Origin of the sequence: Marinobacter sp. X15-166B, from assembly GCF_001752365.1 — a bacterium.
Lineage (GTDB): Bacteria > Pseudomonadota > Gammaproteobacteria > Pseudomonadales > Oleiphilaceae > Marinobacter.
In genome coordinates, this window is record NZ_MEIY01000001.1 from 1,837,983 (window position 1) to 1,860,734 (window position 22,752).

The 22,752-nt window shown below is 60.3% G+C and carries 22 protein-coding genes; 8 read left to right on the plus strand and 14 right to left on the minus strand.

Annotated features, from left to right (window positions below; all coding sequences use genetic code 11):
- Window positions 1–37: 37 nt before the first annotated feature.
- The 4 genes from BG841_RS08625 to dksA are packed head-to-tail and all read right to left on the minus strand — an operon-like array spanning window position 38 to window position 4,556.
- A complete protein-coding gene (locus BG841_RS08625) occupies window positions 38–2,968 on the minus strand; it encodes an ATP-binding protein (RefSeq protein ID WP_070057286.1) in 2,931 nt (976 codons plus the stop codon).
- Entirely contained in the window at window positions 2,958–3,134 is a 177-nt protein-coding gene (locus tag BG841_RS17150) for a hypothetical protein (RefSeq protein ID WP_198929173.1), read from the minus strand. The genes BG841_RS08625 and BG841_RS17150 overlap by 11 nt, the downstream gene beginning before the upstream one ends.
- 36 nt (window positions 3,135–3,170) lie before the next feature.
- Complete coding sequence (gene gluQRS, locus BG841_RS08630; RefSeq protein WP_070057287.1) at window positions 3,171–4,067, minus strand: tRNA glutamyl-Q(34) synthetase GluQRS; 897 nt, start codon at window positions 4,065–4,067, stop codon at window positions 3,171–3,173.
- Window positions 4,068–4,115: 48 nt separating this feature from the next.
- The gene (dksA, locus tag BG841_RS08635; RefSeq protein ID WP_070057288.1) at window positions 4,116–4,556 is read right to left on the minus strand and encodes an RNA polymerase-binding protein DksA; all 441 of its coding nucleotides are present in this window, start codon (window positions 4,554–4,556) and stop codon (window positions 4,116–4,118) included.
- Between the two features lie 210 nt (window positions 4,557–4,766).
- Between dksA and sfsA the strand changes: the two genes are divergently transcribed.
- Window positions 4,767–5,501 (plus strand): DNA/RNA nuclease SfsA, encoded by a 735-nt coding sequence (sfsA, locus tag BG841_RS08640; protein WP_070057289.1) that lies wholly within the window; start codon window positions 4,767–4,769, stop codon window positions 5,499–5,501.
- Here sfsA and BG841_RS08645 read toward each other — a convergent pair.
- On the minus strand, window positions 5,485–5,826 hold the full coding sequence (locus tag BG841_RS08645; protein ID WP_070057290.1) for a Rieske (2Fe-2S) protein: 342 nt from the start codon (window positions 5,824–5,826) through the stop codon (window positions 5,485–5,487). The genes sfsA and BG841_RS08645 overlap by 17 nt on opposite strands.
- An 11-nt stretch (window positions 5,827–5,837) precedes the next feature.
- On the minus strand, window positions 5,838–7,436 hold the full coding sequence (locus tag BG841_RS08650; RefSeq protein ID WP_070057291.1) for an AAA family ATPase: 1,599 nt from the start codon (window positions 7,434–7,436) through the stop codon (window positions 5,838–5,840).
- A 112-nt stretch (window positions 7,437–7,548) separates the two neighbouring features.
- On the opposite strand from BG841_RS08650, the gene mrcB reads away from it, so the two are divergent.
- Both mrcB and BG841_RS08660 read left to right on the plus strand, forming a co-directional pair.
- On the plus strand, window positions 7,549–9,879 hold the full coding sequence (gene mrcB / locus BG841_RS08655; protein WP_070057292.1) for a penicillin-binding protein 1B: 2,331 nt from the start codon (window positions 7,549–7,551) through the stop codon (window positions 9,877–9,879).
- An 84-nt stretch (window positions 9,880–9,963) separates the two neighbouring features.
- Complete coding sequence (locus tag BG841_RS08660) at window positions 9,964–10,437, plus strand: tetratricopeptide repeat protein (protein WP_228141632.1); 474 nt, start codon at window positions 9,964–9,966, stop codon at window positions 10,435–10,437.
- A 25-nt stretch (window positions 10,438–10,462) separates the two neighbouring features.
- Here BG841_RS08660 and hemL read toward each other — a convergent pair whose 3' ends face one another.
- Genes hemL through BG841_RS08685 form a run of 5 tightly spaced genes read right to left on the minus strand, consistent with a single transcriptional unit; the run spans window position 10,463 to window position 15,447 of the window.
- Complete coding sequence (hemL, locus tag BG841_RS08665) at window positions 10,463–11,743, minus strand: glutamate-1-semialdehyde 2,1-aminomutase (protein ID WP_070057293.1); 1,281 nt, start codon at window positions 11,741–11,743, stop codon at window positions 10,463–10,465.
- 23 nt (window positions 11,744–11,766) lie between these two features.
- Window positions 11,767–12,426 carry a thiamine phosphate synthase gene (thiE, locus tag BG841_RS08670; protein ID WP_070057294.1) on the minus strand — a complete coding sequence of 220 codons (660 nt, stop codon included), beginning with the start codon at window positions 12,424–12,426 and terminating at the stop codon, window positions 11,767–11,769.
- Complete coding sequence (gene thiD / locus BG841_RS08675) at window positions 12,423–13,193, minus strand: bifunctional hydroxymethylpyrimidine kinase/phosphomethylpyrimidine kinase (protein WP_070058756.1); 771 nt, start codon at window positions 13,191–13,193, stop codon at window positions 12,423–12,425. Before thiD ends, thiE begins: the two co-directional genes overlap by 4 nt.
- A 39-nt stretch (window positions 13,194–13,232) precedes the next feature.
- Entirely contained in the window at window positions 13,233–13,661 is a 429-nt protein-coding gene (hemJ, locus tag BG841_RS08680) for a protoporphyrinogen oxidase HemJ (protein ID WP_206743997.1), read from the minus strand.
- 10 nt (window positions 13,662–13,671) lie between these two features.
- A complete protein-coding gene (locus tag BG841_RS08685) occupies window positions 13,672–15,447 on the minus strand; it encodes a chloride channel protein (RefSeq protein WP_070057296.1) in 1,776 nt (591 codons plus the stop codon).
- 164 nt (window positions 15,448–15,611) lie between these two features.
- On the opposite strand from BG841_RS08685, the gene argC reads away from it, so the two are divergent.
- The 4 genes from argC to erpA all read left to right on the plus strand — a co-directional run bounded on the left by argC (window position 15,612) and on the right by erpA (window position 18,282).
- Window positions 15,612–16,652, plus strand: coding sequence for an N-acetyl-gamma-glutamyl-phosphate reductase (gene argC / locus BG841_RS08690; RefSeq protein ID WP_070057297.1), 1,041 nt, complete (start codon window positions 15,612–15,614; stop codon window positions 16,650–16,652).
- Between the two features lie 8 nt (window positions 16,653–16,660).
- The gene (locus tag BG841_RS08695; RefSeq protein ID WP_070057298.1) at window positions 16,661–17,392 is read left to right on the plus strand and encodes a DUF6776 family protein; all 732 of its coding nucleotides are present in this window, start codon (window positions 16,661–16,663) and stop codon (window positions 17,390–17,392) included.
- Window positions 17,393–17,395: 3 nt separating this feature from the next.
- On the plus strand, window positions 17,396–17,863 hold the full coding sequence (locus BG841_RS08700) for a bactofilin family protein (RefSeq protein WP_070057299.1): 468 nt from the start codon (window positions 17,396–17,398) through the stop codon (window positions 17,861–17,863).
- Between the two features lie 65 nt (window positions 17,864–17,928).
- A complete protein-coding gene (erpA, locus tag BG841_RS08705) occupies window positions 17,929–18,282 on the plus strand; it encodes an iron-sulfur cluster insertion protein ErpA (RefSeq protein WP_070057300.1) in 354 nt (117 codons plus the stop codon).
- A 48-nt stretch (window positions 18,283–18,330) separates the two neighbouring features.
- On the opposite strand, the gene BG841_RS08710 is transcribed toward erpA, so the two are convergent.
- Both BG841_RS08710 and BG841_RS08715 read right to left on the minus strand, forming a co-directional pair.
- Window positions 18,331–19,440, minus strand: coding sequence for an anhydro-N-acetylmuramic acid kinase (locus tag BG841_RS08710; protein ID WP_070057301.1), 1,110 nt, complete (start codon window positions 19,438–19,440; stop codon window positions 18,331–18,333).
- Window position 19,441: 1 nt separating this feature from the next.
- Window positions 19,442–20,836, minus strand: a complete 1,395-nt coding sequence (locus BG841_RS08715; protein WP_070057302.1) for an OapA family protein — start codon at window positions 20,834–20,836, stop codon at window positions 19,442–19,444.
- A gap of 292 nt (window positions 20,837–21,128) precedes the next feature.
- Here BG841_RS08715 and tyrS point away from each other — a divergent pair, with 292 nt between their 5' ends.
- On the plus strand, window positions 21,129–22,331 hold the full coding sequence (gene tyrS / locus BG841_RS08720; RefSeq protein ID WP_070057303.1) for a tyrosine--tRNA ligase: 1,203 nt from the start codon (window positions 21,129–21,131) through the stop codon (window positions 22,329–22,331).
- Window positions 22,332–22,533: 202 nt separating this feature from the next.
- Here tyrS and BG841_RS17185 read toward each other — a convergent pair.
- The coding region (locus tag BG841_RS17185; RefSeq protein ID WP_206743998.1) for a hypothetical protein at window positions 22,534–22,752 on the minus strand (219 nt) is incomplete at its 5' end.

Consider the following 22,752-nt stretch of genomic DNA (forward strand, 5'->3'; position numbering starts at 1 on the left):
TTGGTTCAGCGGGCTCCGGGGTGTCCAGAGCCCCGTTTCAGGCATCCGCATCATAGGCAGGCAGTCTCAGCCGGACGCAGGTGCCGTGCCCGGTGTCCGGGTTGGCCGGGCTCTCCACTTGTATATTGCCATAATGTTCTTCAACGATACTGTAAACCAGCGACAGGCCAAGGCCCGTGCCCTGGCTTGGACCTTTGGTGGTATAAAAGGGTTCGAATATATGATCGAGCTGGTCCGCCGGGATGCCACTGCCTTCATCAATCACCTCGATGATAGCGGAGTATCCCTCCCTGTTTCCACTGATGTGTATGCGGCCGTCTGGGGCGGACGCATCCCGGGCGTTGCCCAGCAGGTTGATAAAAACCTGTACCAGTCGCTGTTCGTCACCGAGGATCAGCAAGTCTTCGGGGCAGTCGTTGCTGAACGCGATTCCCCGGGTCTGCTCGCTCAGCGACAGCAGATTGATGGACTCGTCAATGCAGCGCCGGATCGGTACCGGTTCGTAGCGGTTTGCCGGGGTGTGGTTGCCCGACCGGGCAAAATTCATCAGCGATTGCAGGATGTTCGATATTCTGCGGGTCTGTTGCTGGATCTGGTCGGCGGTGGCCAGGATGTCAGGGTCGGCGGTTTCCAGTTTGAGATTCTGCGCCAGTGAAGAGATGCCGGTCACCGGGTTGCCGATTTCATGGGCGACGCCAGCTGCCAGCCGACCGACCGAGGCCAGCCGTTCACTGTGTATCAGTTCGTCCTCGAGTAACCGGGTTTCGGTCTGGTCTTCTACCAGAATGATGCTGCCGCCTTCGGCGTGGTCGGCCCCGCTGAGTGCGGCCTTGTGCAGGTTGAACCAGTGGGGACGACCGCGCAGATCCAGCCGGTGCTTGTAGCGGTGGCGCTCGGTGCCGCGGACGAACTCGTCAAACAATGTCTGCCAGTGTTCGGGCAAGGCGTTCAAGCGCGCCCCGACTACGTCGTCCGCCGAGATCCCGGTGAGTTGCTCCATGGTGTGGTTCCACATCAAAATCTCGCCATCCTCGCCCAGGGAACAGGCCGGAATCGGCAGGTTCTGCAGAGTCTGGCGATAGTGCCTGCGCAGGTTGTCCAGTTCCCCGGCCAGCCCGGTGAGCTGATTCTGGTAGTCGCCCAGGGCCCGTTCGACGTAGCGGATATCCTGGGCATTGTTGTCACCGGCCATGGGTTTGAAGCCCAGGTGGCGTTTGACCATGTCCCGGGCAACCGAGGGACCCAACAGACCGGACAGATTGGCTTCGATCTTGTCGCGCAGGCGCCGCAGCTGGTAGGGGCGGTATTCCACGGCGGGGAGCTGCAGCTGTGCCAATGCCCGCTGAACTTCCCGGCGGGCGACCTTATGCCCGAGAGGTTCGGCCAGCTGCTGGATAAAGTCCCGGGATGAACCGGCGAGGAGTTCGCGGCGTTGCGGGCGGGACAGCGCCCCCCAAGAGCATGCCTGGGCAGCACTGTACTCTTCGGCGCTGGGTTTGTTGAGCATGGACACCATGGCGAACGCGGTGACATTGACCGTCAGGCTCAGGAAGGTGAAGACGTGCCAGTTGGTGAAGTCCGGCACTATGGGAGAGCCCAGCCAGGCGAGCAGATCTGCGGTGTGCGAAAACGGCAACACCAGCGTAAATACCCAGACGGTAAGGCCGGCCACCAGACCGGCCAGCAGACCCCGGCGGTTCCCTTCCGGCCAGTACATAATAGCCAGGGCCCCTGGCAACAGCTGCAAGGTGGCTGCCAGGGAGAGCACCCCGAGTATGTGCAGGCTGAGGTGCTTGCCCAGTACTTCGTGGAAGAGGAGTGCGGCGAGAATGATGGCGGCAATCAACAGGCGTCTGACCCAGCGCAACCAGGCATAAATATTACCCTGGTCCTGCGGGGGATGCAGGGGCAGCACCATGTGGTTGAGCACCATGCCCGCGAGCGCAAGGGTGCTGACAATCATCAGGCCGCTGGCGGCCGACAGACCGGCTACGTACAGCGCCAGGGTCAACGCCGGGCTTTCAAGGGTCATGGCAACGCCAAGCGCAAAGTAGCTCGGGGCAGAAGCCGCGTTCAGTTCAAGGCCACCCCAAAGAATCAGCGGCACCGGCAAGCCCAGCAGCAACAAATACAGCGGCAGTCCCCAGCTGGCTTTCGACAGCCCTTTGGGGCTCGGGTTTTCGCTGAAAATCATATGGTACATATGCGGCAGCACCAGCGCTGCAGCGAAAGACATCAGCATCAACGCGCGCCAGCTGCCATCACCTATGCTGAGATCCATGGGGCCTGTTTGGTGCTGGTGCGAAGCCAGCCACGCATCCAGGCCGGCAAAGCCTTCAAACACCGCGAGCAGAATCACCGCGCCCAGCGCGAGCATCGCCGTCAATTTGACCAGAGAATCAAAGGCAATGGCCACCACCAGTCCCTGATGACTGTCCGAACCCTGATTGCGCTGCGAGCCAAACAGGACGGTAAACACAATAATGATGAGGCTGAACAGCACCCCAATCAGGGTGGGGGAGACGTCCGGGGCGAGCAGGCTGGCCGAACTCGATACCGCCTGAATCTGCATGCTGAGCAACGACATAATGGCGCTCGCTGAGCACACGGTGACCAGGGTGCCGGCCCATTGACTGCGGTAGCGGAAGGCAAACAGGTCGGCCAGTGAGGTCAGTTGGTACACCCGGCTGATGCGCATGATGGGGTTGAGCAGCACGGGCGCCAGCAAAAAGGCCCCGCTGATGCCCAGGTAATAGGCCAGAAATCCGTAACCGGTGTCCGCTGCCATGCCCACCGCGCCATAGATCGCCCAGATACCGGCGTACACCCCCAGACTGAGCACGTAGGTTATTGGGTGTCGGGCGATGGCCCGGGGCACAATACCGCGCTCGGTGAGGTGGGCCACTGCAAACAACAGGGCCAGATAGAATAAACTGATGATTAACAGGGCAGACGGACTAAAACTCATTGGGATCCCGGCGCCACTCGAGCCAGACACCGATGGCCACTATGCCACCCCAAATGATGAACGGGCTGTACCAGACGTTCCCGGGGGCGATCCACCAGTCCAGAATGGTGGGGGAGAAAATGTAGATGGCGAGCACCAGCAAGAAAACGAGGCGATATATATACATCGGGTGTTGGGTCCGTGCTGTTACCTTGAGCGGTGGTTATAACACGGCTGCTGTCGGGTTGCACACCGGTGAGTGGCGGGGCATGTCGGTCCGTTGCCAGTGCTGGCTGGCCCACTCCAGAACGGTGCGGGCGGAGGCGCCCCGAAGGGAGGCCGGCGGCTGCTGGCCGAGGAAGGTCAAGGCCAGCAGCAGATTGCGGGCAGGCTGGGTGTCGTCCAGCGCCGGGGCGTGGTTTTGTTTGCTCAGTTTCTGACCGCTGCGGTCAGTGATCACCGGGACGTGCAGCCACCGTGGGGGCGGCGCCTTAAGGGCGTGGTACATCTGCAATTGCTGAGCGGTCGTGGTCAGCAGGTCAGACCCCCGCACAATGTGGGAAATGCGCTGGTCAATGTCATCCACGATCACCGCCAGCTTGTAGGCAACAAAACCTTCTTTGCGGACGATGACCGGGTCGTCGGCTTCAGCGCGGATCCGCTGCTGCTGGGGGCCGTGTAAATCGTCCTGCCAGTGGGTGTGTGCATCCTGCAGCACAAACCGGATCGCGTGCCCCGCCGCCGTCTGTGGCCTGCTCCGGCAGTGGTTGGGGTGGTAACCGTTGGTGCCGCGCAATTCCTTGCGGGAGCAGATGCAGCGATACGCCAGACCTGTGGCTAACAATTCATTCACCGTGGCGGCGTAGGCGTCGAGCCGATCGGACTGATAGCGCACCGGCTCGTCGGAGTGCAGCTGGTGCGCATCCAGGCTGGCAAGGATCTGCTCACTGGCGAGCGGGGAGTCCCGCAGAGGGTCAATGTCTTCGATGCGGACAAGCCAGGAGCCGTTGTGGTGGCGGGCCTCAAGGTAGCTGGCAAGCGCGGTTACCAGCGAACCAAAGTGGAGTGGACCGGTGGGCGAGGGCGCAAAGCGCCCGCGGTAGTCATGCTCCCGTGCCATAGTCAGAACCGCGCCGGCCAGATGTCCCTGCCGGCGCTGGGGTGGGGGTCAGATACCAGTCTGACGCTCGCGGATTTCGGCCAGGGTTTTGCAGTCGATGCACAGCGTAGCGGTGGGTCGTGCTTCCAGCCGGCGGATGCCGATTTCTATACCGCACTGGTCGCAGAAACCATAATCGTCCTTGTCCATGCGGTCGATGGTCTGGTCAATTTTCTTGATCAGCTTGCGCTCCCGGTCCCGGGTGCGCAATTCCAGGCTGAATTCTTCTTCCTGGGTGGCCCGGTCACTGGGGTCTGCGTAGTTGGCCGCTTCCTCCTGCATGTGGGTCATGGTGCGGTCGACCTCTTCCATCAGCTCCTGTTTCCAGGACAGTAACAGGGTACGGAAGTGTTCGAGCATGTCCGCGCTCATGTATTCTTCACCTTTTTTCGATTCGTAAGGGGTGAAGTTGGTAAAACTCTCGCGTGTTTTTTCTACAGTTTTTGCCATTGAACCCGGCCTCTCTTCTTGTCCTTCAAAAGAGCGCGCTGATCTGGGTGCACTTCAGCTGATCAGGGCGCCCGTCCTGAAACGGGAATCTGCGGAAAATAGCAGATAAGGGTCAGGCGTGCCAGTCCTGTGATTTTGCTCTATCGCATTGGCGCCGTTACGGTGCTTCCGTATGATGGCTGCCTGCAATGAGCTTACCAGGAGAATAGTATGCAATTGTCTGCCCGGTTGGTCGAGGGACGTTTACTCAAACGCTATAAAAGGTTTCTTGCCGATGTGCAGCTGGCGGACGGCTCGGTGGTCACTGCCCACTGCCCCAACACCGGCTCCATGCGCGGCTGCCAGCCGGACAACGCCCGCGTCTGGCTGACCACCAATGACAACCCGAAGCGCAAACTGCGCTACACCTGGGAGTTGGTCGAGGTAGCGTCGGGGCACGTCGCCTGTATCAACACCGCCAGACCCAATGGGCAAGTCGGGGAAGCGATTGAAGCGGGTGTCATCGGTGAGCTGGCGGGTTATGCGACCCGCCGGTCGGAGGTCAGGTACGGCAGTGAGAACAGCCGCATTGACTGGCTCCTGTCGGGGCACGAGTCGCAACCGGACGCCTGGGTGGAGGTCAAAAATGTGACCCTGGCAGAAATCGCCGGGGCGCACAGCGTGCCACAGGGGTACTTTCCCGATGCGGTCACGGTACGGGGACAGAAACACCTGCGTGAGCTGATGGCGCAGGTGGCGGCCGGCGGTCGCGCGGTGTTGTGTTTTTGCGTGAATCATACCGGTATTGAGGTGGTCCGCCCGGCGGATCATATCGATCCCGCCTACGGACAGCTGTTGCGGGAAGCGGCAGCGGCGGGGGTGGAAGTTCTGGCGTACCGGGCGGATGATCTGGCGGACGGCTCGTTGCGGCTGCGCACGCCGGTGCCGGTTATACTGGCATCCTGACCAGCACGGCCCCGTCTGCCAGGGTCCATTCCAGCGGCGACAGGGCGTCCCCCTGGCAAGGGCCCGCAATGCAGGTGCCCCGGTCCGGCGTGAACAGCGCACCGTGGGTCGCACACTGAATAAACGTGCGCTCCAGGTCGAAAAACCGACCGGGCATCCAGTTCAGTTCAATGCCCAGGTGCGGGCAGCGGTTAACGTAGGCCGCAATCAGCCCGTTCAGCGAGATGACAAAGCAGGCGGTGCCATCGAGGTTGAACTCGATGGCACCGCTGCGCTGCAAATCATCGACCCGGCAGACCCGCTGCCAGGCGTGCCCGGCGCCCATCCCCTGTACCCTCAGTCAGCGGTGCCTGAGGAAGGCGCCGATGCACCGGCCAGTCGCTGGCGAATACGGTCAGCCAGCGCTTCGGCAGCGCCCTCCTGCTCGGTGTGAACGTGCGCCGTATAGGCTTGTTCTTCCGCGTTCAGAGGCTCAAGCCAGGTGGCCTGCACATCGAACAGGTCCTCGGTGGCTTCGGACGCGTCTCCCTGGCGGGCGCGGATCCATTCCCGGCGCAGGGCCAGAGGTGCTTCGCAGTAGACCAGTACAAAAGGCACGCCTTGCTCTTCGGCCACGGCCGCTAACTGGGCGCGCTCACTGGTCTTCAGGCTGGCGGCGTCCACGATCACCGAAAATCCGGCGGCCAGCAGTTGTGAGGTCAGGCGGGTCAGGCGCTGATAGGTTTTCGCGCTGGCTTCGGGGGTGTACATACGGCTGCCGGTGGCAGAATTGCTGGACTCCAGCGGTTGCAGGCCGTGCAGCCGTTTGCGTTCGATGTCTGAGCGCAGCCGAATCAGGCCCAGCTCGTTGGCCAGCACACCACTGACCGCGGTTTTACCACTGGCAGACAAGCCACAGGTGGCAAGCAGATAGCGGTCCGGTATTTCGCTGTAGGATTCTGCCAGGTTGGCATAATCCCGGTATTGCTGGACCAGTCCGGCTTTCTCGGTGTCGCCCAGCGACGGATTACCCATGGTGAACAAAGCGATTTTGGCGCGGACCAGTGCCCGGTAGGCTTTGTAGAGTGGCAGCAGGGCGAGTGCGTCGAAATCGTCGCGGTACTCCAGATAGGTGTTGAGCACCCGGTTGGCATGGCCGTATTCGCGCCGCGCTTCCAGATCCATCAGCAAGAACGCCAGATCGTTGATGACGTCGATCCAGCGGAACGGTTCGTTGAATTCGATGCCGTCAAATACGGTAACCTGATCGTCAAACACGGTGATGTTGGCCAGATGCAGGTCGCCATGGCATTCCCGGACAAAGCCGTCTTCGCGGCGCTGGCTGATCAGAGCCTGGTGCCGTTCAAAGGTTGTACGGGTCCAGTGTTCCAGACTGTCCAATTGCGGAGCCAGCTCCGGGGCGGGCAGCAGGGGCCGAATCTGGTCGAAGTTCTCCTGCATGGCGGCATACACCGCCTCCGGTGTGCCGAGCGGTTTGTCCGCTGCGACCGGCGTCAGTGTCTGGTGAAACAGGGCGGTTTGCCGGGCCAGTTCGGTGACCAGTTCGGCGGACAGGGTGCCTTGCTCCTGCCTGGCATCAAACAGATCCTGCTGGTTGAACTGACGCATGCGAATGGCGTACTCGAAGGCTTCGCCGGTGCCGCCAAGCACCGGCGCCTGGGGTGAACCGGTGATGGGTAACACTTCGAGATACAGTTTGCCCGCCAGCCGGCTGTTGAGGCGCAACTCTTCATTGCAGAAGTGCTGACGGCGGTCGAGGGTGGAAAAGTCCAGAAAGCCGAAGTCCATGGGCTTTTTGATCTTGTAGGCGTAGTCGCCGGTGAGGATGACCCAGGAAATATGAGTCTCCATCACCTGGATGTGCGAGACTGGGTGGTTGTACACGTCCGGGTTCTGCAGGGCCAGAATCAGATCATCGGTGGTTACTGAACTCACAAGTCTCTCCTCGGTCGGGGCAGGTTTTTCTGCCCGCTATCATAGCTGCCACATTACATAAATGACACAGACAGAGCCCGCGCCAGGGTGCTGATTTCGTTATAATCGCCCCATGAAAAAAACAGCCCCGAAAAAAAAGTCACGTAAAAACAACTCTCCCAGACGATCTGGCAGCAAACGGAAGCCCTGGTTCTGGCGGTTAATGATCAGGATTTTTCTGATCGCCGTCGTCATCCTCGCCGGCTGGCTGGTGTATTTGGATGCGGTGGTCACCTCCCGGTTTGAGGGCCGGCGTTTTGAAGTGCCGTCCCGGGTGTATGCGCGGCCGCTGGAACTGTACGACGGTGCCAGTATCAGTGTGGGCGCCCTGAAACGGGAGCTGGAACTGGCCGGTTACCAGCAGGGTGACGGCGTGCGGGCGGGCAGCTACACAGTATCGGGCAGCCGCTTTGTCATCAGTTCCCGGGGGTTTGTGTTCCCGGACGGGGCCGAACCCCGGCGACGGATGGCGTTGACGGTGTCGGGGGACCAGGTCACCCGGTTCCGGGTGCTGGAAGGAGCCCCATCGGCCATCGTGCGGCTCCGGCCCGCCCAGATAGGCGGCATCTATCCGGCCCACAAGGAAGACCGCGTGCTGATCCAGCTGGACGATTTACCCCCCTATTTTGAGGCCGCCTTGCTGGCCGTGGAAGATCGTGATTTTTACCACCACCACGGCGTCGCGCCCCTGTCCATTGCCCGCGCACTCTGGGCAAACCTGCAGGCCGGACGGGTTGTTCAAGGTGGCAGTACCTTGACGCAGCAGTTGGTGAAGAACTTCTTTCTGAGCCGCGAGCAGACCTTGGTGCGCAAGGGCAACGAAGCCCTGATGTCGCTGTTGCTGGAACTGCATTACGACAAACAGGATATTCTGGAAACCTACCTGAACGAGGTCTATCTGGGGCAGGCGGGCGCGCGGGGCATCCACGGCTTCGGGCTGGCCAGCCAGTTTTACTTTGGTGAGTCCTTGCGCGACCTGTCGTTGTCGCAACTGGCACTGCTGGTGGGTATGGTCAAAGGCCCCAGTTATTACGATCCGCGCCGTCACCCCGAGCGCGCCATGGCGCGGCGTAATCTGGTGATCCGGCTGTTGCAGGACAGTGGCCAGATCGATGCGGGTCAAGCCGCCCGGGCTCAGGCCCGGCCGTTGGGGGTCACCGCACGACCTTCCTACAGCGAAAACCGCTACCCGGCGTTTATCGATCTGGTGCGCCGCCATCTGGCACGGGACTACCGAGAGGAAGACTTGCAAAGCGAAGGGCTGCGCATCTTCACCACACTCAACCCCTCGATTCAGTACGCCGCGGAATACGCGGTGCAGCATACCGTCAAGCAGCTGGCCGGGCGGGCCCGGGGAGGGGAACTGGAAGCGGCCATGGTGGTCACTGCACGGGACAGCGGCGAGGTGCTGGGCGTAGTGGGCGGTCAGGACCCGGGATTTGTGGGCTTCAACCGGGCGCTGGATGCATGGCGCCCGATAGGCTCCTTGATGAAACCCTTTGTGTACCTTGCCGCCTTGCAGCAGGCGGACAAATACACTTTGGTCACACCGGTGACCGACTCCGGGTTTGCCCTGGTGTTCGATGATGGCCAACGCTGGGAACCACGGAATTACGACCGGGAAGAGCGGGGTGAGGTGCCCCTGCACCTGGCGCTGTCCCGCTCATACAACTTGCCGGCGGTACGTGTCGGTCTGGATGTCGGCGTGGACGCAGTGGTTGACACCCTGCAGAAACTGGGTGTCGACCATGCAGTGTCGGAATACCCGTCGATGCTGCTGGGGGCAGCCTCAATGACCCCAGTGACGGTAGCGCAGATCTACCAGGGGCTGGCGACATCGGGTTTCAATACGCCATTGCGCAGCATCCGTCAGGTAACCGACGCGCAGGGTAACGCCTTGTCCCGCTACCATCTGGCGGTCAATCAGGTGGTCGATCCGGCGGCGGTGCATCTGGTGCAATACGCGATGCAGGAAACCATGCGTGAGGGCACCGGGCGCTCGGCCTACCGCTTTGTGTCGCCGGATTTGAGTCTCGCCGGCAAGACCGGAACCACCGACGCAGGTCGGGACAGCTGGTTTGCGGGCTTCAGTGGGGACCTGCTTGCGGTAACCTGGGTGGGGCGGGATGATAACGGCGAGACATCGCTTACCGGTGCCACCGGTGCGCTGCCTATCTGGTCCGGATTTATGGCGCAAGTTCCCCAGCACGGGTTTGCTCCGGTGGTGCCGGACGGGGTGAATTATCACTGGGTGGACCCATCGGCGCAGGCGCTGACTGAGGAGTACTGCCAGAATGCCCGCCTCATGCCGTTCATTGCGGGCAGTGAGCCCACGCAGAAGGTCACTTGCAATGGCGGTCTGACACGAAAATTACAAGGTTGGTTTGAGGGTATCTTCCGATGAACAGATTACCACGACAGTTTGCAGCCCTGATCGCCATTTCGGTAATGCTTGCCGGGTGTGCCAGTGGTCCGGGCGGGACCATTTATGTGCCCGCGAACGCCCCTCCTGGCCCAGCGCCCACCCCGGAAGCGCCGCAGCCTGCCTACCCCCCCACCCGAGCGGCATGCGCCCCCCGCTGCGCCAGCGCCGCAGCGGGACGCTCCGGCGTCACCACGGTATCAGGATGCCGCAGAACGCCTGTCGCCCGCGGCCGCCGGATTGATTCGCGAGGCAGATGCATTGCTGGCCCGCGGGGAGGTTCGGGGGGCAATCAACAGACTGGAACGGGCGCAGCGCATCTCGCCACGCTCATCGGAAGTGTATTTCAAGTTGTCGCAAGCCTACGTGGCACAGAACAACCTGGGCGCGGCCGAACAGTTTACCCTCAAGGGGTTGTCGTTGACGGGCAGCAACGTCAGGCTGCAGCGTGCCGGTTGGTCGTTGCTGGCAGACATCCGCCGCGCCCGCGGTAACCTAGCAGGCGCGGATCAGGCCGAGGCCAGAGCTGCCGCGTTGTGATTCGGCCGGACGTCCGGACGACCGGTCACAGGGTCGCCATGACCCGTGCCGCGGCGGCGATGGTGTAGTCAACGTCTTCGTCGGACATGGCCGCGGAGGCGAAACCGGCTTCAAATGCGGAAGGGGCCAGATACACGCCTTCCTTTAACATACCCTGGAAAAAACGGCCGAAGCGCTCGGTATCGCATTGCATCACCTGGTCGAACCGGGTGATGCTGCGCTCTTCGGTGAAGAACAGGCCAAACATGCCGCCCACACCCTGCACGGTGAGGGGGATACCCGCCTCGTCAGCCGCCGCCTTGATGCCATCACGCACCCGCGCGGTTTTGGCCGCCAGCCGGTCGTGAAAGCCCGCTTCGGTAATCGCGTTCAGTGCGGCCAGCCCGGCGGTCATCGCCAGCGGATTGCCAGACAAGGTGCCCGCCTGATACACCGGCCCCAGTGGTGAAATTTGCTCCATGATGGCGCGCTTGCCACCGAAGGCACCGACTGGCAGACCACCGCCAATCACCTTGCCGAGTGTGGTCAGGTCCGGGGTCACGCCGTAGTGCTGCTGGGCACCGCCGAGGGCCACCCGGAAGCCGGTCATCACTTCGTCAAAGATCAGTACGGTGCCGTGTTGGTCACAGACGTCGCGCAAGGCTTCCAAAAAGCCTGGCACCGGCGGAATGCAGTTCATGTTACCGGCGACGGGCTCAACAATGATGGCCGCAATTTCATCGCCCATCCGGGCAAAGGTATTGCGGACGCCCTCAATGTCGTTGTAATCCAGGGTCAGGGTGAGCTCCGCCAGACTCGCGGGGATACCCGGTGAGTTGGGTTCGCCAAGGGTCAGGGCGCCCGAACCGGCTTTGACCAGCAGCGAGTCGACGTGGCCGTGGTAGCAGCCTTCAAATTTAACGATCTTGTCACGACCGGTATAGCCGCGAGCCAGACGAATGGCGCTCATGGTGGCTTCGGTGCCTGAATTGACCATACGCACCAGCTCAATGGAGGGCACCAGTTCGCACACTTTTTTGGCCATTTCAGTTTCAATGGCGGTGGGGGCACCATAGCCCACACCCAGATCGACCTGCTGATGCAGGGCCGCTTTGATGCGCGGATCCGAATGGCCGAGAATCATCGGCCCCCAGGAGCCAATGAAATCGATGTAACGCCGGTCGTCTTCATCGTACAGGTAGGCGCCCTCGGCGCGTTTGAAAAACAGCGGGGTACCGCCGACCCCGCGAAACGCCCGCACCGGTGAGTTGACGCCACCGGGAATGTATTTCTGGGCCTGGGCGAACAGATTTTCGGATTGAGACATGGTATGCAACTCCGGTTGGTAGATCAGAGAAATAGGGGATGATGGCGGGCGATCAGTGTGCTGATAGCACGCGCCTGATGTTCGACGTCCTCCGTCGCAAACAGCCCGCCGACCACCGCCAGCAGGTCGGCGCCGGCTTTGATCAGGGTGTCGCCGTTTGCGGTGGTAATGCCGCCGATCGCGGTGATGGGCAGGTCCAGTGCCGCCGCTTCAGCCAGCACGCGGGGGTCGGCCGCGCTGGCGTCCGACTTGGTGTGGGAATGGAAAAACCGCCCGAACGCCAGATAGTCCGCCCCGGCAGCGCGGGCCTGATGGGCCAGCTTGAGACTGCCGTGGCAGGTAACACCAATAATCGCTTCGTCGCCCAGCAATGCCCGGGCATCCGCGACGGAGCCGTCGTCTTGCCCCAGGTGTACGCCGGCGGCCTGTATTCGCTGAGCCAGGCGCGGGTCGTCATTGACTAGCAGGGGCACACCATGGGACCGGCATACCGCCTGCAGGCTTTGGGCGATGTGCAACCGTTCCGTATCGGTAGAGGTTTTATCACGATACTGGACCATCACGGCGCCCCCACGGATTGCCGCGTCGACCGCACCGGCAATGGTGTGTGCAGAGAGGAGCTGGCTGTCGGTAACCGCATAAAGGCCCGGTTTGAGCCCTTTGGCAAAGGTACGGCCGCTCATGATGACGCCGGTGACGGGGCAGTGCTGCGATCAGGAACAGGTTGCCCGCTGCCCACCGCCAGCGCGCGGTCGATTGCCGCGGAGACGAAACGTTGCGCACTCTCTATGGCTGCTTCCAGGGGCAGCCCGGCCGCCCGGCCAGCGGCAATGGCGGCCGCCAGGGTGCAGCCGGTACCGTGGTATTCGCCGCCGACCCGCTTCACCGCCCATTGCTGGGGGTGTCGCTGCTGGCGGTAGAGAGTGTTAATAATGTCCGGTCCCTCACCGTGGCCGCCGGTCACCAGCACTGAAGGACAACCGGCGTCGAGAAGACGGGCGACTGCTTGGGTTTCCTGGTCACTGTGGCCCAGCAGTGCTACCTCGACCCCATTGGGGGTAATCACGTCGGCGTGGCTGAACAGCTGCTGTGTCATCGACTCAATCAGCGCCTGGTCCGCCAGATCACCGCCGCCGGCCGCTTTGATCACCGGGTCAACAATCAGGGGCAACTCCGGATGTCGGGTCAGGAATTCCAGCAATACGGCAACCACCCCGGCGTTGCCGAGCGCGCCGGTTTTGACCGCATGGATCGGGGTGTCGCCTTCGAGGCATTCAAGCTGTGCCCGGATCAGTTCCGCTTCCACCGGGGTGGCGCCGTGTACGTTGCAGGTATCCTGCACCGTCAGGCAGGTCAGTACCGGCAGCGGGTGCGCCCCCAGCGCGGTAATCGCCTGGATATCCGCCTGTATGCCGGCACCGCCGGAAGGGTCAAGACCTGACAAAACCAGTACTTGGGGGCGATGTTGAAGGTTGATAGTGCTCACTCCTCAAAAAGGTCGTACTGTGGCCAGGATAATGACGGCCACCAGAATCAACACAGGAAATTCATTGAACCAGCGATAGAACACATGCGTACGGGTGTTGCTGTCATCCCGGAACACCTTGACCAGATGACCGCAATAAAAATGATAGGCCACCAGCACCGCGATCAGGGCCAGTTTGGCGTGTAGCCAGCCCTGGCTCAGGTAACCTGCTGCATTGTAGCTCACCAGCCAGCCCCCGAACAAAAGGGTCGCCACCATCGACGGTGTGGTAATGCCCCGGTACAGCTTGCGCTCCATGGTCTTAAAGCGCTCCCGTCCGGGGACGTCCTCACAGGCCGCGTGATAAACGAACAGGCGCGGCAGGTAAAACAGCCCGGCAAACCAGCACACCATGGCAATCAGGTGAAGGGCCTTAATCCACAACATGAACATACTCCAGGGGTCAATTACGGCGGTATTGGTAATAACTCTCGATATCGGACTTCAGCACCACCCCGTAAATTCGCTGGATCATCGGTGCCGCATGCCGGTGTACATAGAGGGCTTCGGTCTCGGTCTGGTCAAATATGTCCATCGCTTCTTCCAGAGTGGCCTGGTATTGCACCGCACTGATATCACGCCGGTGGGCGGGGATTTCCATCAGGTCGATGGTCTCTGGCCGTTCGGTGGACTTTTCTCTGGACTCGGTGGCCACATCCTCCAGGTAGCGGGCCAGATCCGCCCCCAGCATCAAACTGGTGGGGCCTTTGCTGCCTTCGACAATCAGCCATTTTGGCTCTGACCTCAGCAAGTCAGTGGCTTCATCGAAAGACAGATTGCGGGGCGTGCGCCGCAGATCACGGTTCATGATGGCGCCAACGGATACGCGCCGCAAGGCCTGAATAACCGGTGAGCTCTGATAACTCAGCCCCTGGCTTTTGAGGGTGGCGATAAACAGGGATTTTTTGCCAAACACCTCGCTGGTGATCAGGCCCGACACGGTGATGACGAGCATTCCCGGAAGAATGATATGAGGGTTCATGGTCAGCTCCAGCAGCGCCATTAAGGCGGCCAGCGGTGCCTGCAAGACCGCGCCCATCATCGCCCCCATGCCCAGCATGGCGTAGAAACCAACTGAGGACGCCAGGTCCGGGGCCAGATAAGCGCCTACCAGCCCCATGGCGCCGCCGAGGGTGGCGCCCATAAAGATGGACGGACCGATAATGCTATTGGGCAGGCCCAGCCCCAGGGTAATCGCGGTTATCACCACTTTGGCGGCTCCGGCGGTGAGCAGCAACAAGAAGGGCAGGTTGCCGTCGATGGCCTGGCCCACAGTGTCGTAGCCAATGCCCATGACCTCGGGGACGAGCAGGGCAAAGGGCACCATCACCAGTCCGGCAATGGCGAGCCGCAACAACACCGGACGTTTATGAAAGCGCCCTGCGAACTCCACCAAAAAGATAAACAGCGCTGCGGCTGCACCAATAAACACCGCAATGGCCAGAATCCACGGAATTTCCAGCAGTGAGTTCATGGTCAGCACCGGCACGCTGAAGGCAGGATCGGAGCCGTAAAACACCTGGCTCACCACCGCGGCACTGACCGCCGCAAGTATGATGGGGGTGAACCCGGCGATGGTGTATTCCATCATCACCACCTCCATCGCAAAGATCACGCCGGCAATCGGCGTGTTGAAGGACGCCGCAATGGCGGCCGCGCAGCCGCAGGCAACCAGCGTCCGGATGCTGTTGTTGGGCAGGCGCATCCACTGGCCCATGAGACTGGAAAAGGCCGCGCCCAGATGCACCGCGGGGCCTTCACGGCCAGCGGACTGCCCGGTGATGACGGTACCCACCCCCACCACAAACTGGATCACCGCGCTGCGGAAGGTAATGTAGCCCTGGTGGTAGTTAAGGCGCTCCATCACGTGCACAACACCGACTTTCCGATCCGACGTGCTAAGACGGTGCAGAAACAGGCCGATGGACAAGGCGCCGGCCAGCGGAAGTAACCCGCGGGTCAGCATGTCCAGGTGCTCAAAGGCTTCCGAGTCGTTCCCTGGCAGGAAGTGTTCCAGCGGCAGCTCGATGGCGCGGCGAAACAGAATGATCACCAGGCCAGTGCCAATTCCGGACAACAGGCCCAGTAAGGCCAGTTGTGGCAGCGCATCAACACCGGACAGCCGCCGGCGAAACATGGGGATCAGATTGTCGGCAAACAGACGCCGGGGATTGCGCATGGTGGCCTGGGTTCCGGTTGACAGTGGGCAGGATTCGTATAGATATTGTAACCACCCCTGTTAGGGGTGCAATAAGTCATAGGGTTATCGTGGTAGACTAACCTTTTACATTCATCGCCTCTCTGATGCTTTGGTCGGGGGGCAGGCAGGCTCTGGAGTGGCACGTGATTAAAATAGGCATTGTTGGGGGCACGGGTTATACCGGAGTGGAGCTGTTGCGGATTCTGGCCTCGCACCCGGAGGCCGACGTGCGTTGCATCACTTCACGGTCGGAGGCCGGTGTGCCGGTCGCAGACATGTATCCCAATTTGCGCGGTCATTACGACCTCGCTTTCAGCGAACCCGACCCCGCCACACTGGCAGCCTGTGATCTGGTGTTTTTCGCAACACCCCACGGGGTTGCCATGCACATGGTGCCCGAGTTGCTGGCCCGGGGTGTACGAGTGGTGGATCTGTCGGCGGATTTCCGCCTGCGGGATCTGGACGTCTGGGCCCAATGGTACGGCACGCCCCACGAAAGCAGCGAATGGGCGGCCAGGGCCGTGTACGGTCTGCCGGAAACGGCGCGGGAGCAGATTCGCGAGGCGCAATTGGTGGCCAACCCCGGTTGCTACCCGACGGCTGTGCAACTGGGTTTTCTGCCCTTGTTGGAAAATAACCTGGTGAATCCGGCCATGTTGATCGCGGATGCCAAATCCGGCACCAGTGGTGGTGGACGTCAGGGTTCGATCGGTTTGCTGCAGGGCGAAGTCGGGGAGAGTTTCAAGGCCTATGGGGCGTCCGGCCATCGTCATCTTCCCGAAATACGCCAGGAATTGGTGGCCGCGGCGGGTAATCAGCCGGTCGGTGTCACCTTTGTGCCCCATCTGGTGCCGATGATTCGCGGTATCGAGGCCACACTGTACGCGCAACTGAATGATCCGGCGGATTTTGAACGCTTGCAGAGCCTGTACGAAACCCGCTATCTGCACGAGCCCTTCGTTGACGTGATGCCGGCCGGCAGTCACCCGGAAACCCGCAGTGTGCGTGGTGTGAATATGTGCCGGATGGCGCTGCACCGCCAGGAAGACAGTGCAGTGGTGGTGGTCACCTCGGTCATCGACAATCTGGTCAAAGGCGCTGCGGGCCAGGCCGTGCAGAACATGAACATCATGTTCGGACTGGACGAGACGGCGGGGCTGACTGCGCCGGCCATGCTGCCATAGGTCTCCCGGTGAGTCGCAAAAAACCTGAATATGTGGTGGTGCGCCATCAGCCCGGCCGGGTCTGGTGGGGGCTGTTGGTGCTGATCCTGTGCACCTGCGCGGCGGCCGCAGTGGGTTACCAGGTCGGGCAGACGCAGGGGGACGAGCACTTCACTCGGGTGCTGCAATCCCGCGACGCCCTGTTGGCTTCCGAAGCAACCCTCAAAACCCGGCTGATGGAAGCGGAGCAGCGGGTGATCCAACTCGAGCGGGGGCGAAGCATGGACACCCAGGCCCTCAACCAGGCGCGACGTTCGCTGACCGAACTGGAAACCACGATTGCGGGGTTAAAGTCGGACCTGACATTTTACAAGACCATCATGGCGCCGTCCGCGGTCAGCAAAGGGTTGCAGGTCGATCAACTGACCATCCAGCCGGCCCGGGGTGAACAAGACTACGCCTTCAAGCTGGTGCTCACCCAGGTCGGTGGCAACAAGAACTTTATCAGCGGGGTGGTGGCGGTGAGTGTGATGGGGCTGCGGCACGGTGAGCAGGAAATCATCGCCCTGCGGGATCTGTCACCGGATATTAAAGACCTCGGGGTGAAATTCAGATTTCGTTATTTTCAGGATATTGAAGGGCGTTTGTCGTTTCCCGAGGGGTTCGAACCGATCGAGGTTCAGGTGGTGGCGAAGTCTCAGGGACGCAGGCCGACGCAGTCCGAAAGAACATTTGATTGGCATGAGTTGACGGAGAGTTAACAGATGTTTGGCAAGAAAAAACAGGCCGTTCGCCGGCCCGCTGGGCAATTTGACACCATGGTGTCCGCGAAAACCGCCATCGAGGGCGATGTCCACTTTTCCGGAGGGCTGCACGTCGACGGTAAAGTGCGCGGTAAAATTACCGCCGATGACACCGGCGAAGCCATCTTGCGCATTTCCGAAGCCGGTGAAGTGCGCGGCGATATAGTTGCCCCCTACGTGATCGTCAACGGCACCGTGCATGGGGATGTTTACGCTGGTGTGCACCTTGAATTGGCGGCCAAGGCGTCCATCCATGGCAATGTCTATTACAACCTGATCGAAATGGCCATGGGCGCGGCGGTCAATGGCAACCTGGTGCACCAGCAGGAATCCGCTGGTTTGCTGGAGCAGTATCCCGGTAACCAATCCGTTACCCTGGATCAGGACGAGCGGGCCGGTGAGGAGAAGGTTGCCGAGCTTGCAGAGTAGTTGACTGCTTTGGTCGGGAATACCATAATTGCTTACGATTCGCTCAATGTGTACCGGAGGCCAGCTTGAGTTTAGTACAGGAACAGATACCCACCCCGCTGTTTTTCAGCGATAACGCGGTAGCCAAAGTACGAGCACTGGTGGAAGAGGAAGAGAACCCGGCACTTAAATTGAGAGTGTTTGTCACCGGTGGTGGCTGTTCAGGGTTTCAGTACGGGTTTTCTTTTGAAGACCATCAGGAAGAAGACGACACTGCCATCGAAAAAGCCGGCATGACTTTGCTGGTCGACCCGATGAGCTATCAGTATCTCATCGGTGCCACAATTGATTATCAGGAGGGGCTGCAGGGCTCCCAGTTTGTGGTCCAAAACCCGAACGCCAGCTCCACCTGCGGTTGCGGAGCTTCCTTCACCATCTGACCGGGCATCATTCCGGCCGGCTTTCATTGAACGGGCCCGAGCGAGCACCTAGGGCCAGTACACCCCCCCCAGAATGCGTCCGCCGGATGCGCCCGTGACGTCCGGCAAATTGCCCGGACGTTTTTCCATGGTCTGTTGCGCCAGCCAGGCGAATGCAATGGCCTCCACCCATTGGGCATGAATGCCCAGTTCGTCGGTAATACTCACCGGGCAGGGCGCGCAGGCCCGTCTGAGCTGGTTCATCAACTCGTCGTTGTATACCCCGCCGCCGCAGGCAAATATCTTGAGTGATCCGGACTCGGGGAGCTGGTGGGTAATGGTGGTCACCGTCAGTTCCAGCAGGGTGCGTTGAATATCGGCGCCCGTTGCATCGGGATGGCGGTTGAGAAACGTTTTCAGCCACTGCAGATTGAATTTCTCTTTTCCGGTGCTTTTCGGGGGCGGGAGCGAAAAATAAGCGTCCGAGAGCAAGTCGTTGAGCAGATCCTGATGGATGCGTCCTTCGCTTGCCCAGCGGCCGTTCTGGTCAAAGGGTTTGCCGGTCTGGTCCTGGCACCAGGCGTCCAGCAACGCATTGCCGGGTCCGGTATCAAAACCGAGGGTGGTTTGGCCTGAGTTGCCCGGTAACCAGCTAATGTTGGCGATGCCGCCGATATTGAGGATGCAGCGGTCTTCGTCCGGGTGCGCAAAAAACGCCTGATGAAACGCGGGGGCCAGTGGTGCGCCTTCGCCGTGGGCGGCGAGATCACGCCGCCGAAAGTCCGCAACGGTGGGGATGCCCGTACGTTCAACAATGATGTTGGGGTCCCCCAGTTGCATCGAAAACGGGTGTGCGCTGCGGGGCTGGTGGCGCACAGTCTGGCCATGGCTGCCGATTGCGGTGACCTGGCTGGCAGTCAGGCCGCTAAGTTCCAGTGCGGCGCAGGCGGCCTGCGCAAACAATTGGCCGATCTGATGATCCAGTTCGCCTAATTCGTCCGGGTTGGCCTTGTTCTGACTGGCAGCGATGATGCGCTGCCGGAGCGTCGTGCCGTAGTGGGTGGTGTGCGTGGCCAAAAGTTCGGGCTGCGAGCCGGCGAAAGACACCAGCGCGGCGTCGATGCCATCCATGCTGGTGCCGGACATCAGCCCGATGTACAGATCGCTGGCGGACGCCATGTTATTCGCCCTGGGCCAGGGTGATCCGATTGACTTCCTGATGAGCAGCAAGCTGGGCCAGAGCCCCCTGGGTGGCCGCTTTGAAATGCGCTAACTGCGCTTTGGGGACGGGGGCTGCGTCAGGCAGCTTGACCGTGACCGGGTTACGGTGGGTGCCGTTGACCCGGAATTCATAGTGCAAGTGAGGTCCGGTCGCGAGGCCGGTAGCGCCCACATAACCAATGATCTGCCCTTGCTTGACCCGTGTGCCGGATTTGATACCGCGTCCGTATTTGCTCATGTGCGCGTACAACGTGGTGATGTTGTTGCCGTGCTGCAGCACAACCGTGTTGCCATATCCGCCTTTCCGTCCCACATGGATAACCCGGCCGTCCCCGGTCGCCTTGATCGGTGTACCGGTTGCCGCAGCGTAGTCGGTACCCTTGTGCGCACGGATAGTGTTCAGCACAGGGTGGCGGCGCTGCAAATTAAAATTCGACGAAATACGCGCAAAATCAACCGGTGTGCGCAAGAAGGCTTTGCGCATGCTGCGGCCCTCAGGGGTGTAATAGTTGGAAACCCCGTTTTCATCGGTGTACAGCACCGCAGCCAGTTCGCGGCCACGGTTGGTGAAACTGGCGGACAGGATTTTGCCGTGATCAATTTTTTCACCGTCCAGGTACAGCTCTTCGTAGACCAGACTGAATCGGTCACCTTCCCGAACTTCCAGCACAAAGTCGATGTCCCAGCCGAAGATGCCGGCCAGTTCCATGGTCAGCTTGTCGCTCAGGCCGGCAGCCTGGCCGGCTCCAAACAGCGAACTTGTGATTTCCGCTTGTGCATAGACGGTACGCACTTCGGGCTCCCGTAACACCTGTTTGCCGGTAAAGCCTGTTTCGGTGCGTTCAATTTGCAGCGACTCGGTGCGGCTGCGGGTCAGAACCAGCGCTTCGAGGTCGTGGTCGGCATTTTCAGCAAAGGCGATGGTTTCGCCGGCGTAGAGTTTTTGAATGTCGCTGGCCACGCCCTCCCCGTTTATTACCGAGAGCATGAGTCCGTCGTTGTAGCCGGCGCGCTTGAACAGGCCCGAGAGGGTGTCCCCTCGTTTTACCTCAAATTCTGTCCAGGTGAGGGCAGGCTCGGCCGGGATGTCTGTCTCGGTGGTTGCCGTTACACCGGGTGCTGCGGAGGTGGCCTCAGCCGGCGACAGGCTGGCCTTGGGGCTGGCGAGGGCATCAGCGGATTGGCTCGATGGCGTGTGGCTGGTGGGCAGGGCGGTTCCGTAATGGGTGTCTATGGCGACCGACATGCGCTTGGCTTCGACCTCGGCGCTGGGGCTGAATATCATTGCCGTGCCAATCACTGCGCCAATAACAATAGCGGCGGCCAGGTGTGCTCTGGGGAATTTTTTAAACACGTAAAAACCTATAAAAATGGACGTCTCGAAATGATTGATAGCGTAAATAGCCGAGCCACCGCCATCCTATTAAGCAAGTCCACTAAGATTACCGTATAAAAAGCACACAGCATAGAGCTTGCGGGCGCGGATTTTCTCATTGCGCATTGCTATAATGCGCCCCCTGCATCGTGATCGACTGCCCATTGAGTGCGCAGTGTATATTGTATCTGTCCTGGTGGTAGGCCCGGTGTTACGTGGTTGGGCTCTGTAGCCTCCTGTAGTCAACTTCATTATTGGAGAATCTTCGTTCATGACATCAATTGACGACGCGCTGGCCATAATAACTCGCGGTATAGATGAGTTAATCCCTGAAGAAGAGCTTGTCGCCAAGCTGAAGTTGGGCCGGCCGCTCCGGATCAAGGCGGGTTTTGATCCCACCGCGCCGGATCTGCACCTGGGGCACACCGTGCTGCTGAACAAATTGCGTCAGTTTCAGGATCTCGGGCATGACGTCATTTTTCTGATTGGCGATTTCACCGGCATGATCGGCGATCCCAGTGGTAAGAGTGCAACCCGCCCGCCGCTCACCAAAGAGCAGGTGGCCGCGAACGCCGTGACCTATAAAGAGCAAGTGTTCAAAGTGCTGGATCCGGCTAAAACCCGGGTGGTGTTCAATTCAGAATGGATGGACCAGCTCGGTGCGGCAGATATGATCAAGCTTGCCGGGCAGTACACCGTGGCCCGCATGCTCGAGCGCGATGATTTCAGCAAGCGCTACAAGACAGAACAGCCCATAGCCATCCACGAGTTTCTGTACCCCCTGATCCAGGGCTACGACTCCGTTGCCCTTGAGGCGGATGTAGAGTTGGGTGGCACGGATCAGAAATTCAATCTGCTGATGGGGCGCGCAGTGCAAAAGGCCTATGGACAGGCCTCCCAGGTCATTCTCACCGTGCCGATTCTGGAGGGGCTGGACGGGGTGCAGAAAATGTCCAAGTCCCTGGGTAACTACATAGGAGTGAATGATGCCCCTGGCGAAATGTTCACCAAGCTGCTCTCAATCCCGGATGAGTTGCTGTGGCGTTATTTCGAGTTGTTGAGCTTCCGTCCACTTCATGAAGTTGAAGAGTACCGACAGGCGGTTGCAGGCGGGGCCAATCCACAGGAGTACAAGCGCCTGCTGGCCGATGAGATAATCACCCGCTTCCACGGAGCAGAAGCTGCCCGCACGGCTCATAGTTCCGCGGGTAATCGGGTTGCTTTGGGGCAGATCCCCGATAACGTCCCGGAAGTGGAGGTGTCGCTCGAAGGGATGGAGCAGCTGCCGGTGGCAACAGCGCTGCGAAAAGCCGGGTTGGTGAAGAATGGTGCGGCTGCCCGGGATGTGTTGGCGCGGGGCGCTGTTTATATAGACGGCGTCCAGTTAGAGGGCGAGAAGATGTTTGCGCTGGGCGACAGTGCAGTGATCCAGGCGGGAAAGAAGAAAATTGCTCGCATTTTGGTCACGGATTGAGCAGAATGGGTGTGGTCAGCGGTTTTTTGCCGAAAAAGCGAAAAAGCCGTTGACACCTCCGCCCAGCGCTGTAGAATGCGCATCTCTTTCGAGGGGAGCACCGCTGAGGTGGTCCGGTAATCGGAAGTAACCGTTTGATTAGGTTAAAGAATTTGAGTTCTGAATTCTTTTGAGAAATCGGTTGACAAGGTGGTGAGTTGCTCTATAATTCGCCGCCTTGATGAGTTGGCCGGCAGGCTTGCAAGGGTGGTTTTGAGGGTTGCAGTGCTTCAAAACGAATTGCAACATAGCGGTTGACAGGGTGGTTGGAAGCGGTATAATGCGCCACCTGATTTACGAAGTAACGGGTTGATTCGATTGAGTTTGTTTTTAGTCTCTCTCGAAAATAACCGTTGACAAGGCGGCAGGGTTCGGTAGAATG

Coding starts and splice junctions, on each gene's coding strand:
- tyrS (WP_070057303.1), top strand. CDS start 21,129: ATGACATCAATTGACGACGCGCTGGCCATAATAACTCGCGGTATAGAT.
- BG841_RS08625 (WP_070057286.1), bottom strand. CDS start 2,968: ATGAGTTTTAGTCCGTCTGCCCTGTTAATCATCAGTTTATTCTATCTG.
- gluQRS (WP_070057287.1), bottom strand. CDS start 4,067: ATGGCACGGGAGCATGACTACCGCGGGCGCTTTGCGCCCTCGCCCACC.
- hemL (WP_070057293.1), bottom strand. CDS start 11,743: ATGTCTCAATCCGAAAATCTGTTCGCCCAGGCCCAGAAATACATTCCC.
- thiE (WP_070057294.1), bottom strand. CDS start 12,426: ATGAGCGGCCGTACCTTTGCCAAAGGGCTCAAACCGGGCCTTTATGCG.
- BG841_RS08710 (WP_070057301.1), bottom strand. CDS start 19,440: ATGGCGTCCGCCAGCGATCTGTACATCGGGCTGATGTCCGGCACCAGC.
- hemJ (WP_206743997.1), bottom strand. CDS start 13,661: ATGTTCATGTTGTGGATTAAGGCCCTTCACCTGATTGCCATGGTGTGC.
- dksA (WP_070057288.1), bottom strand. CDS start 4,556: ATGGCAAAAACTGTAGAAAAAACACGCGAGAGTTTTACCAACTTCACC.
- BG841_RS08645 (WP_070057290.1), bottom strand. CDS start 5,826: ATGGGCGCCGGGCACGCCTGGCAGCGGGTCTGCCGGGTCGATGATTTG.
- sfsA (WP_070057289.1), top strand. CDS start 4,767: ATGCAATTGTCTGCCCGGTTGGTCGAGGGACGTTTACTCAAACGCTAT.
- mrcB (WP_070057292.1), top strand. CDS start 7,549: ATGAAAAAAACAGCCCCGAAAAAAAAGTCACGTAAAAACAACTCTCCC.
- BG841_RS17150 (WP_198929173.1), bottom strand. CDS start 3,134: ATGTATATATATCGCCTCGTTTTCTTGCTGGTGCTCGCCATCTACATT.
- BG841_RS08700 (WP_070057299.1), top strand. CDS start 17,396: ATGTTTGGCAAGAAAAAACAGGCCGTTCGCCGGCCCGCTGGGCAATTT.
- BG841_RS08660 (WP_228141632.1), top strand. CDS start 9,964: ATGTGCCCGCGAACGCCCCTCCTGGCCCAGCGCCCACCCCGGAAGCGC.
- BG841_RS08685 (WP_070057296.1), bottom strand. CDS start 15,447: ATGCGCAATCCCCGGCGTCTGTTTGCCGACAATCTGATCCCCATGTTT.